This is a genomic window from Cobetia sp. D5 (assembly GCF_035666195.1).
Lineage (GTDB): Bacteria > Pseudomonadota > Gammaproteobacteria > Pseudomonadales > Halomonadaceae > Cobetia > Cobetia amphilecti.
The window spans coordinates 2,983,344-2,994,495 of sequence record NZ_CP142020.1; the positions used below are offsets into that span (position 1 = coordinate 2,983,344).

An 11,152-nucleotide genomic window follows, 5' to 3' on the forward strand; every position below is an offset into this window, starting at 1 on the left:
TATGGACATCACCAGGCGCCAGACTGCTGCACTTTGTCTCTTCTGATCGCCCTTTTGAGCGCCCTTTTGAACGCCAGACGCCTCCCGCTTCGCCTGTCACTTGACGCTGCTCCAGGCGCCATTGCGAGAGCCACTCCCGGAGCCATTCGGCAAGCCACTCAGACGGCTCCTCAACCTGCTCCTCAACCCGTCATCCCGAAGAGCGTGCCATCAGGCGAAGCACTAGGTGGACAAGCGTGCAGCACGCAGACGACTCTCTCTACGCTTCGTAAATACTCCGAGTCTATGCCAGCCTGTGGTGCGGGTACCAAGGCTATTTTCTCGCCGACTCAACGCTTGGCTGCCATGGCCGCTTAAGAATCTGGCGACAGGCGGTGTATCCGCGGCCTGCACCAGTGCACGAGTGGCATCAAGGCGTGCGGAAGAGTAGGATAGGCGCCCGTTTCGCCCGGACCGGATCCCGGGCGCCGAATCCATCGGTCAAAGAAATTCTCCGTCATGACTCTCAACGTCCAGAATTCCGCTGTACCCGCTTCTGCCTCCTCTGCAGAGCGCCCCCGCGCCGTCGTCATCTACTCCGGTGGCATGGACTCCTACACTGTCCTGCACCAGGCGCTGAAGGAAGGCTTCGAGGTACACGCCCTCTCCTTCCATTATGGCCAACGTCACTCGCGTGAGCTCGACGTCGCACGCCAGGTCTGCGAGTCGCTGGGCGTCGCCCACGAAGTCGTCGACATTCGCGCCATCCATGGCCTGATCGACAACTCCGCGCTGACCAACAGTGACCAGGCGATGCCCAAGGCCGACTACGACGAGGCCTCCATGACCTCGACCGTGGTGCCCAACCGCAACATGATCCTGCTGTCGCTGGCCATCGCCAAGGCCGTCAACATCGAGGCCGAGGTCTGCTTCTATGGTGCCCACGGTGGCGATCACGTGCTCTACCCGGATTGCCGTCCGGAGTTCGTCGACAAGATGAACGCCGTCGCCGCGATCGCCAACTTCTCCCCAGTCGAGATTCGCGCGCCCTTCCTGCACGCGAGCAAGGACGAGATTCTGGCCGCCGGCATCGCCATGCAGCTCGATTATGCCCAGACCTGGACCTGCTACGAAGGCCGCGAACTGGCCTGCGGGGAATGCGGCAGCTGCCGTGAGCGTCTCGAGGCCTTCGCCGCCCATGGGTTGAGCGATCCGCTCGGTTACGAAACGACCGACTCGGCCAAGGGCGCAGGCACTCTCTAATGTATACGGTAAAGGAAGCGTTCTACACCCTGCAGGGCGAAGGTGCTCGCGCAGGGCGCGCCAGCGTGTTCTGCCGCTTTGCCGGCTGCAATCTGTGGAGTGGCCGCGAGCAGGACCGCGACACCTCGGTCTGCCGCTTCTGCGACACCGATTTCGTCGGCACCAACGGTCAGAATGGCGGCAAGTTCCGCACCGCAAACGCGCTGGCGGACTTTTTGGCCAGCCTGTGGCCGGAACACACCGGCATCGCCACGCCCTACGTGGTCTTCACTGGCGGTGAGCCGCTGTTGCAGCTCGACAGTGAGCTGGTGGACGCGATGCACGCCCGCGGCTTCGAGATCGCGGTGGAGACCAACGGCACCGTCGAGCCGCCTGCCGGCATCGACTGGCTGTGTGTCAGCCCCAAGGGCGCCAGCGAGCTGGTCCTCACCGGAGGCGATGAGCTCAAGCTCGTCTACCCGCAGCCGGAGGCCCTGCCGGAGCGCTTCGCCAGCCTGGACTTCGCGCACTTCTATCTGCAGCCACTGGATACCGCCGCCCTCGATGCCCTGCCCGCGCCTGCCGCGGCCCGCGAGCATTACCGCGAGGTGCTGGCGTCCGACACGCCGATGAACCAGTGCGTCAGCTACTGCATGCGCAATCCCCAGTGGCAGCTCTCGCTGCAGACTCACAAGATCAGTGGTATCGATTGATGACCGCAATGACTCCCAAGACCCTGTTCGTCAGGGCCCTCACCGCGGTGGATGCCTCGGTGTGGAGCAATACCCGCGGCCTGTACGGCATCAGCCAGCATCTGGACCTGGAGCTGGACGGTGCCGTCGGCCATGACGGCATGCTGTTCGACTTCGGCGACGTCAAGCCGTGGGCCAAACGCATGATCGATCAGGACGCCGATCACACCCTGATCGTGCCCAGTCAGGCCGATGGCGTGAGCGTCACGGACTGCCCGGAAGGACTGTGCCTGCGCTTCACCCAGCCCTATGCCATGGAAGTGCGCGGCCCGCGTCAGGCCTTCTGCCTGCTGCCGGTGGCCGAGGTCACCACCGAGGTGCTGGCCAACCACTTCGAGAAGCTGCTGACTCGCCGCCTGCCACCGCGCGTCGAGGCGCTGCGCGTGCGTCTGCGAGACGAGATCATCGACGGCGCCGCCTACACCTACAGTCATGGCCTACGTCATCACAGTGGCAACTGCCAGCGTATCGCGCATGGGCATCGCTCTCCGCTGATCATCGAGCGCAATGGTGTGCGGGACACGGCGCTGGAAGCCGAATGGGCCGAGAAGCTCAACGACCGCTACCTGGCCGAGGAAGGCGATCTGATCGACCGCCCGGGACGTGAGCTGGTATTCAGCTATGAAGCGCCGCAGGGCAGGTTCCGCATCCGCCTGCCGCGCAAGCAGGTCTGGCTGCTGCCGACACCGACCACCATCGAGTGGATCGCCGACTGGCTGGCGCGCCAGATCGCCCTCGACAGCGGTGACAGTATCCGTGTCGAAGCCTACGAGGGCATCAACAAGGGCGCCATCGCGCGCCATACCCCGCAGACGGCGCGTGAGCCGCTCGTCCTCCCCGAGCGCGAAGACACGTCTGCTACCTCATGACGCAGACTGCCGCCCCTTCTGCAGCAGCTGCCGCTCCCGGCTGTCGTGCCGGTTGCGGTGGCTGCTGCATCGCCCCCTCGATCTCGAGCCCTATTCCCGGCATGCCCAATGGCAAGCCGGCGGGGGTGCGTTGCGTGCAGCTGAATGACGACAATCTGTGCAAGCTGTTCGGCACGCCGCAGCGTCCGGCGGTGTGCGGCGACTTCGATTTCGATCATGAGCTGTGTGGCGATTCCCGCGAAGAGGCCCTGCGCCTGATCGGCGAGTGGGAGCGCCTGACGTAAGTAGCGCTTCCTGAGGGAGGTGCTCAGCTCACTCGCCGAAGAAGTTGAAGGGCCTGGCGGCACCGTCGCTGCGACAGGCCAGCAAGGCCGCATTCAGCTGACGGGAATCCTCAAGCGGCAACGCAGCCACCATCCCCTCCTGCTCCTGGCCCTGCCCATCCAGCGGTGCAATCAGTTCAAGCCGCGAATCCTCGCGCCAACTGGACGGCGCAAGCTCGGCACGCCCATTGGCGCGGTTATAGCTGCGCCAACCATCCTGGGTGTGAAAGATGCCCTTGATGCGCCACTCGCGCGGCAGGCCATCCAGCCATTGGGTCAGCTGATCGAGATCGAAGACCTCGCTTGCGGCGATTCGCCAGCCCAGGCTGGCATGCTCAAGCCCCTCGGCCTGTTCGATCACCGGTGCGCCGGGCAGCGGCATCATGTCTGAGGCGGACGTCTCATCACTGGGCTGCGCCAGACGCGCCCTATCCCGCGCAGCGCGATGGGCGGCCGGCATGCTGATCTCGGGCTGGTGCGCATCGCTGGCATGCCCGCCGCCCTGGCGCTGAGGCGCGCGCTCTGCTGACAGCAGCCAATCGATCAGCGCGACCTTCTGACCGGCCATGCGAGCCTGCGGCGGCTGGCTTTCGCCCTCGGCTCTGCCCAGCTCACCGACCCAGCGCTTGCGCGGCCACATCCCCGCCAGAAACTCATGCGCGGCCGCCAGCTGCTGATCGCTCGCCAGATCACGCTTGCTGAGCACCACGCCGCCCGCCAGCGTCAACTGGTCCTGGAAGGTGCCGTGTTCGCACGTGCGGGTATCGTCCAGTGCGCGCGGGTCCAGCAGGGTGATGACTTCCTCGAGCGCAAGCGCCGAAGCCAGCCCCTCACTGCGCAGCACATCGATCAGCCCCGCCGGATGGCCCAGCCCCGAGGGCTCGATGATCAGACGGTCAGGTCGCGTCTGATGGATCAGGCTGACCAGCCCCGCCTGCAGCACGAAGGCCAGCTGACAGCACAGACACCCGCCGGGCAGTCCCTTGACGCTGACATCCTCGCGCCCGGCAAACAGTGCCTGGTCGATCCCCACCTGCCCGAACTCATTGACCAGGATCGCCCAGTGCTCATCCGCTGGCTTGGCCGCGACCAATGCCTGGATGAAACTGCTCTTGCCCGTTCCCAGAAAGCCGGTGATCAGATGCACCGGAATCGGAGCTGGTTCCGTCGGAGCGTCGCCACTTCTGGCGCCGCGTGAAGCCACAGACATGCTGAAATCTCCGCAAGATGAAGGGCGTGCAAAAGGTTATAGAGTAACAAAAACCGGCCGGCGACGAAGTCTCGTCAAGCGAATCCGGCCTTCTGGCTTGACGCGACCTGGCGATCGGCAAGCTGCAACAAGGGGGAAGACAAGGGGGGAGATACGCAAAACCCCTCGCCACCAGGAGTGACGAGGGGTTTGAGGCTGACACTCGAGCCTGACTGACGCGTGCGATCAGGCAGCGCGGGTCAGGATACGACGCGCCACGTCCGGCGTGATATCGCCGTGCTCACCGATGGCGGTGAAGCCGTGACGGGTCAGGTTGTCGACCAGCTGATCGATGCTGTCGGCACTGATACCGGCTTCGCTCAACGACACCGGCGCGCCCAGACGAGTGAAGAACTCACGGGTCTTGTCGATGGCGGCGCGCGCGACGCTCTCCTCATCGCCCTCCAGCGCCCAGACGCGGCGACCGTATTGCGCCAGCTTGGCACGCTTGGCCTCGAACAGCTCTTCCCACAGCGCCGGCATCACGATGGTCAGGGTGCGACCATGATCGACACCGTGCAGTGCGGTGATCTCGTGACCGATCATGTGGGTGGCCCAGTCCTGCGGCACGCCACGCCCGATCAGGCCGTTGAGCCCCAGGTTGGCGGCCCACATGATGTTGGCGCGCACGGCCAGATCATCCGGCTGACTCAGCACCTTGGGGCCTTCCTCGATCAGCGTCATCAGCAGCCCCTCGGAGAAGCGGTCCTGCACCGGCGCATTGACCGGATAGGTCAGGTACTGCTCGCTGACGTGAATGAAGGCATCGACGACGCCATTCACGCTCTGACGCTCCGGCAGGGTCAGGGTGGTGGCCGGGTCCAGCACCGCGAAGCGCGGATAGGCCAGCTCGCTGAACATCGGCAGCTTGTCGTGGGTCTCGTAGTTGGTGACCACGGCGTTGCCATTGGACTCGGAGCCCGTGGCCGGCAGTGTCAGCACCACACCCAGCGGCAGCGCCGTCTCGGGGTGCTTGCCCTCGGCGAGAATCTCCCACGGATCACCGGCATGACAGGCGGCGAGCGCGAGGAACTTGCTGCCATCGGCGACGCTGCCACCTCCGACCGCCAGCAGATAATCGATCTTCTCGCGCTTGATGACTTCCAGGGCTTCGAGCAGGGTGTGATAGCTCGGGTTCGGCTCGATGCCGCCGAAGCTCCACCACTGACGGCCTTCCAGCGCGGCTTCGATCTGATCCATCACGCCATTGCGCTTGATCGACCCGCCACCGTAGGTGACCAGCACGCGGGCATCCGCCGGAATCTCGTCACGCACCTTGGCGATCTGGCCGGCACCGAAGTGCACGCGGGTCGGGTTCTGATAGGTAAAGTCCTGCATGATGCTCTCCTCGCGGAGTCAGGGGCGACACGGCTACATGAAGTGACAGGGCCGTGGTCAGGCGCCACCTGACACAGAGTGATGTGTGGGCAAATGACAGAAAAGCGCGACGATGACGCCACCTGCCCACGAACGATGGTCTGCATTCTAGAGCAGTGACCAAGACCAAAGTAGAGCGCAGACCGCACGTCTTTGGTTCGTGAGAGTCACCAATCCTGATGACCAGTGATATTTGACGACCAGTAATGCGTGATGACCAGAAATTCGTGATGAACAGTAATGCGTGATGGCAAACGTTTGACCACCCACGCAAAAGGCCCGCCGTAGCGAGCCTTTCGTGACTGCCTGAGCAGCGCGCATACGCACGACATCAGGTGTTCGGGTCTTGAGCCCGGTTTTTCAGTAATGCTGTGTCAGTTCTCAGCACTCAGTTCTCAGCACTCAGTTCTCAGATCAGAGACGCACCAGCATCTTGCCCTTGTTGCCACCCGAGAACAGCTTGAGGAAGGCGTCCGGCGTCTGCTCGAGACCTTCTTCCACCGTCTCTTCGTAGTCGATATCGCCCTTGGCGACCTGCGGCCCTACCTCTTCGAGGAAGCGGCTGTAGTTCTGCCAGTGATCGAAGACGATGAAGCCTTGCATGCGCGCACGGCGGATCAGGATCATCGAGATGTTCGAGGGGCCAGGCGCCGCCTCGGTATCGTTGTAGCTGGAGATCATGCCGCAGACGGCGATGCGTGCACCGACATTCAGATTGTTCAGCGCCGCCACCAGGCAATCACCGCCGACATTCTCGTAGTAGACATCGAAGCCGTCCGGGCAGGCTTCCTTGAGCGCCTTCGTCAGCTGCTCGGCGTCCTTGCCCTTGTAGCTGACCGCCTTGACGCCCCGCGCTTCCAGCCAATCGAGCTTTTCCTGGCTGCCGGCGATGCCGACGACGGTGCCGCCCTTGGCCTTGGCCAGCTGGACGGCGAGCGAGCCGACCGCACCGGAGGCCGCGCTGACCAGCACGTTATCGCCCTCTTTCATCTCGGCGATGATGTTGAGGCCGGTCCAGGCGGTCATGCCCGGCATGCCCAGCACGCCCAGGTAGGCCTGCTCCGGCACCTCGATGCTCGGCAGCGGCTCGACCTGGTCACCAGAGAGCTGCGCGATGTCACGCCAGCCACCCATGTGACGTACCTTGTCGCCGCTCTTGAAGCGAGAGTCACGTGACTCGATCACTTCACCGACGGCTGCGCCCTGCAGCGGCTCGTTGATCTCGAAGGGGTCGATATAGGTCTTCACGCCGCTCATGCGGCCACGCATGTAGGGATCGACGGACAGCCAGCTGTTGCGAATGCGCACCTCGCCTTCACCGAGCTCGCTCAGCTCCTCTTCGCGCAACTGGAACAGGTCGCGTTCCGGGGTGCCTTTCGGATAGTCGGTGATCGTGTAATAGCGTGTCTGCATGCAATGCTCCTTGCGAATGATCTGGTCAAACGACATGTGATCAGAATCGTCATCAGGCCGCTGGCCCGTAGCCTCAACCCTGTGACGACTGGCCGCCGCAAGCGTTGCTCGGCGACGAAGTGCTCCCAGATTACGCGCGCTCCCGATATCACACCAATGACAGAAACTGAATCCCGGTATGCATGAGACTGATATCATGTGCGGTTGAAACTGCACACTTTCATCCCAGTGACTGGGCCGCCTCGCTACCGGGAACCGCTTGCCATGCACCTGGCTGAACTTGCCCGCCATGATCTCAATACGCTGGTCGCGCTGCATGCGCTGCTGGAAACCCGCAGCGTGTCGCGAGCCGCTGAGCGCCTCAACCTGAGCCAGCCTGCGGTATCCCGCACCCTGGGCCGGCTGCGCGAGGCCTTCGATGACCCCCTGTTCGTGCGCGCGCAACGCGGTCTACGCCCCACCGCCCGCGCAGAGGCCCTCAGGCAGCCCCTCGCCCGCCTGCTACAGGAGCTGGGCGCCCTGCTGGCACCGCCCGAGTTCTCGCCTGGAGATAGCCAACGTCGCTTTCAGCTGGCCACCACCGATTACGGCATGCACGCCTTCGTGGCGCCCCAGATCGCCCCGCTGCACGAGCAGGCGCCCGGCATCCGTCTGGATATCCAGGCCTATGGCGGCAATGTCGAACAGCAGCTGGAAGAAGGCGGGCCGGAGCTTGCGATGTGCGTGCCCACCGCCAGGGTGCCGGCCGGCGTGCATGGTCGCGAGATCGGGGATGACCAGTTCGTCTGCGTGATGCGTAAGGACCATCCGCTGGCAACGAAGGAGACCTTGAGCCTGGAGGACTTCCTCGCCACCAGCCACCAATTGATCAGCATGGGTGGCGATGAGCGAGGCGCGGTGGACCTCAAGCTGGCGGAACTGGGACTGAGTCGTCAGGTCGTCATGCGCCAGCCCCATTTTCTGGCCGCCTTCAGTGTCAGCTGCCACAGCGACCTGCTGCTGTGCGTGCCGGGCTGTCTGGCCATCAGCATGCTCGATCAGCTGCCGCTGGCCCTGCGTCCGCTGCCCATCACCCTCAACCGCTTCTCCTACTGGCTGGTGTGGCACGAACGCCTGCACCATGACGCTGGCCACCGCTGGCTGCGCCAGACGCTCTCCACGGGCATTCAGACCCGTCACCGCGAACTCTCCCAGCGCCTGCGTCAGCGGCTGGGCTCGTGACTTGATACATGACTCATGACCTGACACCAAGCTCGTGACCTGGCACCACACCCGCACGTAGCCTCGCGGCCTGAGCTTCGATACCTGAGCCTCTAAGACTTGAGCCCATTGGCTTGAACCCAATGGCTTGAACCAAAAAAAGACCGCCACCCCAAAGGGTGACGGTCTCATTGGCAGGGAAAGCTGCCCACGCCAGTTGCCTGGCTCATTTGCGCTCGATCAGTTGCGCTCGATCTCGGCACGCTCACGCAGAGATTCCTGCAGGCCCGTGACAGCGGCCTGAGCACGCAGACGCGTGGCCAGACGCGAGAGGAACTGGTCCATCTCGCCCGGCTCGGCCTCGCCGATCTCCGTCAGGGCGATCAGCGCGATGCCACCACTGAGCGACGCCTTGCCGTAGACCGGCTGGCCATCCTGCGGGTGCGCCAGCGTGAAGGCCTGCTTGACCAGACTCTGCGGCAGCTGGCTGCTGGCCTGACGGCTGACGTCATCAGCCTGCTGCCAGTCGATCCCCTCGAGTGATCCGCCCTGGCGCAGCGTCTCCAGACGCTTCTCGGCCAGTGCTTCGAGTGCCTTGGCAGTCTTGTCGGCCTTGGCTTCGCGCTGAACCTGCTGCTTGACCTCATCCAGCGCCAGCGTGGTGGCCGGACGCTGCTCGAGGACACGCAGCACCAGACGACGGCTGTCATCCAGTTCGATGACGTCACTGTTGTAGCCCTCTTCCAGCACTTCGTCACCGAAGGCTGCCGCCATCACACCCGGCTCGGACAGCAGTTCGTCATCATTTTCCTGCGCGACCCAGTCGGTCTTCTTCAGCGGCAGGTCCAGATCCTCGGCGACGCTGGCCAGATCATCCGCCGCGAAGCTCTCGTCCTTCAGCTGCTGCGCCTTCTCGTTGAAGGTATCGCGGGAAGCGGCCTGACGGGCTTGCGTCAGCAGCTCGTCGCGCATGTCCTCGAAGGGCGCGATGTCCAGACCGGTCACCTTGATCAGGTGCAGGCTGTCGCCGGTATCGACGATATCCGAGACCTGACCTTCATCCAGTGCGAAGGCCGCATCGTCGAAGTCTTCACCGAAGATACCGCGGGTGATCACGCCAAGCTCACCGCCGTCCTCGGCCGTGGAGCTGTCTTCGGAGACCTCGGCCGCCACCTTGGCGAAGTCTTCGCCGTTGGCGAGTGCGTCACGTGCGCCCTCGAGCTTGGCACGTGCTGCCGCATCATCGTCACCCTTCTCGACCATGATGTGCGCGATTTCCCGCGGCGCATCGGCACGCTTGGCCGCATATTCAGCCTTGAGCGTGTCTTCGCTGATATCGCCACCGCTGGCCAGCTCGTTCTGGTCCAGCAGCACGTAGGCCAGCTTGACCTGTGCCGGGCGGCGGTAGTTGTCCTGGTGGCTGTCATACCAGGCCTTGAGCTCGTCTTCGCTGACCGTCACCGGCGCATCGAGGTCCGCACTGCTCAGCGTGGCATAGCGGAAGGTGCGCGTCTGACGCTGCAGCTGGCTGAGCTTCTCTTCTTCGCCCGGCAGCACGAAGGCACTGGCGGCGAAGCCGTCGGTCAACTGCTGGCGCAGGGTGTCGCTGCTCAGCTGCTGACGGAAGGAGGTGGGCGAATAGCCGGCGCTGGCCAGACGATTGCGGAACAGGTCGGCATCGAAGCGTCCCTTGTCGTCCTGGAAGTCCGGAATGCTCACGATCAGTTGATCGAGCTGCGCATCGGACATGTGCAGGCCGCCTTCCTCGGCGTATTGATCCAGCAGGCGGGAATCGATCATCTGGTTGATGATCTGATTGCGTGCTTCGCGCTCCTGTTCCGGCGCTACCTGGCCAGAACGGATGGCACGCTGGACTTCGGTTTCCACCGCCTGACGGCTGATGGTATCGCCATTGACCGTGGCCACGTCGTCACTGCTGGCAGTGAAGGCGCCAATGATCGACTCAACACCAAAGAAGGCAAAGGTGACGACAATGAAACCAACGATCGTCTTGGCCACCCAGCCATGCGACCGGTCTCGAATTCGTTGCAGCATGCAGGCCTCGAACTACAGGGATTGGAATGGCCACAAGGGCCGCGACTCAGTGACTGATGATTATACGCATGCCGCAGACAGATGCAGGTGACTTTGCACGACTGACTGACTCGCCAGGGTCATCAAACGCTTGCGCCCTGCCGACATGGCCGGGTTCAGCCACAAAAAAAGCGCATCGCCAGGCGATGCGCTTCGATGTTCTGGTGCCGGTTCGGCAGTCATCAGACCACTCCCGAACCGGTACCGCGCCACCGGGTGCCTGCGAAGCAGGCAGACCTCAGTTGACGGCGTCTTTCAGTGCCTTGCCAGCCTTGAAGCTCGGCACCTTGGCAGCACTGATCTCGATCGGAGCGCCAGTCTGCGGGTTACGGCCAGTACGTGCAGCACGTTCCTTGACAATAAAGGTGCCGAACCCGACCAGTGCCACGGTCTCACCCTTCTTCAGGCTATCAGTGACGGTGTCGACCATCGCATCGAGTGCACGGCTAGCTGCTGCTTTCGGAATATCGGCAGATGCAGCAATGGCTTCGATCAGCTCGGATTTATTCACTCTTCACCCCTTGAATTTGCAAAAATTACCAGAAATCAGCGCGAAAATTACGGGTGCTAAACGCGATCGCGACGAAGCGGAGTTTATAGCAACGCCCTCAAACGACTGTCAAGCAACCTCACGCGCAAAACCGCACCACGCCG

Annotated in this window: 10 protein-coding genes; 5 read left to right on the forward strand and 5 right to left on the reverse strand. The window is 63.4% G+C overall.

The features are described from left to right. The first annotated feature begins 498 nt into the window (after nt 1–498). The 4 genes from queC to U0O11_RS12445 are packed head-to-tail and all read left to right on the forward strand — an operon-like array spanning nt 499 to nt 3,126. A complete protein-coding gene (gene queC / locus U0O11_RS12430; RefSeq protein WP_043331289.1) occupies nt 499–1,242 on the forward strand; it encodes a 7-cyano-7-deazaguanine synthase QueC in 744 nt (247 codons plus the stop codon). After that, the gene (gene queE / locus U0O11_RS12435) at nt 1,242–1,934 is read left to right on the forward strand and encodes a 7-carboxy-7-deazaguanine synthase (RefSeq protein WP_225347032.1); all 693 of its coding nucleotides are present in this window, start codon (nt 1,242–1,244) and stop codon (nt 1,932–1,934) included. Before queC ends, queE begins: the two co-directional genes overlap by 1 nt. An 8-nt stretch (nt 1,935–1,942) precedes the next feature. Beyond that, the gene (locus U0O11_RS12440; protein ID WP_324690353.1) at nt 1,943–2,842 is read left to right on the forward strand and encodes a 6-carboxytetrahydropterin synthase; all 900 of its coding nucleotides are present in this window, start codon (nt 1,943–1,945) and stop codon (nt 2,840–2,842) included. Continuing rightward, on the forward strand, nt 2,839–3,126 hold the full coding sequence (locus U0O11_RS12445) for a YkgJ family cysteine cluster protein (protein WP_324690354.1): 288 nt from the start codon (nt 2,839–2,841) through the stop codon (nt 3,124–3,126). The genes U0O11_RS12440 and U0O11_RS12445 overlap by 4 nt, the downstream gene beginning before the upstream one ends. Before the next feature lie 28 nt (nt 3,127–3,154). On the opposite strand, the gene U0O11_RS12450 is transcribed toward U0O11_RS12445, so the two are convergent. From U0O11_RS12450 to U0O11_RS12460, 3 genes are all read right to left on the reverse strand, one after another. Next, nucleotides 3,155–4,375 carry a CobW family GTP-binding protein gene (locus tag U0O11_RS12450; RefSeq protein ID WP_324690356.1) on the reverse strand — a complete coding sequence of 407 codons (1,221 nt, stop codon included), beginning with the start codon at nt 4,373–4,375 and terminating at the stop codon, nt 3,155–3,157. 225 nt (nt 4,376–4,600) lie between these two features. Next, nucleotides 4,601–5,752 carry an iron-containing alcohol dehydrogenase gene (locus U0O11_RS12455; RefSeq protein ID WP_107336276.1) on the reverse strand — a complete coding sequence of 384 codons (1,152 nt, stop codon included), beginning with the start codon at nt 5,750–5,752 and terminating at the stop codon, nt 4,601–4,603. 453 nt (nt 5,753–6,205) lie between these two features. Next, nucleotides 6,206–7,204 carry an NADP-dependent oxidoreductase gene (locus U0O11_RS12460; protein WP_324690357.1) on the reverse strand — a complete coding sequence of 333 codons (999 nt, stop codon included), beginning with the start codon at nt 7,202–7,204 and terminating at the stop codon, nt 6,206–6,208. Nucleotides 7,205–7,468: 264 nt separating this feature from the next. Between U0O11_RS12460 and U0O11_RS12465 the strand changes: the two genes are divergently transcribed. Further along, nucleotides 7,469–8,425 (forward strand): LysR family transcriptional regulator, encoded by a 957-nt coding sequence (locus U0O11_RS12465; RefSeq protein ID WP_324690358.1) that lies wholly within the window; start codon nt 7,469–7,471, stop codon nt 8,423–8,425. A gap of 219 nt (nt 8,426–8,644) precedes the next feature. Here U0O11_RS12465 and U0O11_RS12470 read toward each other — a convergent pair whose 3' ends face one another. Together U0O11_RS12470 and U0O11_RS12475 are read right to left on the reverse strand one after the other, a co-directional pair. Next, the gene (locus U0O11_RS12470; RefSeq protein WP_324690359.1) at nt 8,645–10,459 is read right to left on the reverse strand and encodes a SurA N-terminal domain-containing protein; all 1,815 of its coding nucleotides are present in this window, start codon (nt 10,457–10,459) and stop codon (nt 8,645–8,647) included. A gap of 277 nt (nt 10,460–10,736) precedes the next feature. Beyond that, nucleotides 10,737–11,009 (reverse strand): HU family DNA-binding protein, encoded by a 273-nt coding sequence (locus tag U0O11_RS12475; RefSeq protein ID WP_043331296.1) that lies wholly within the window; start codon nt 11,007–11,009, stop codon nt 10,737–10,739. Between the last annotated feature and the right edge of the window lie 143 nt (nt 11,010–11,152).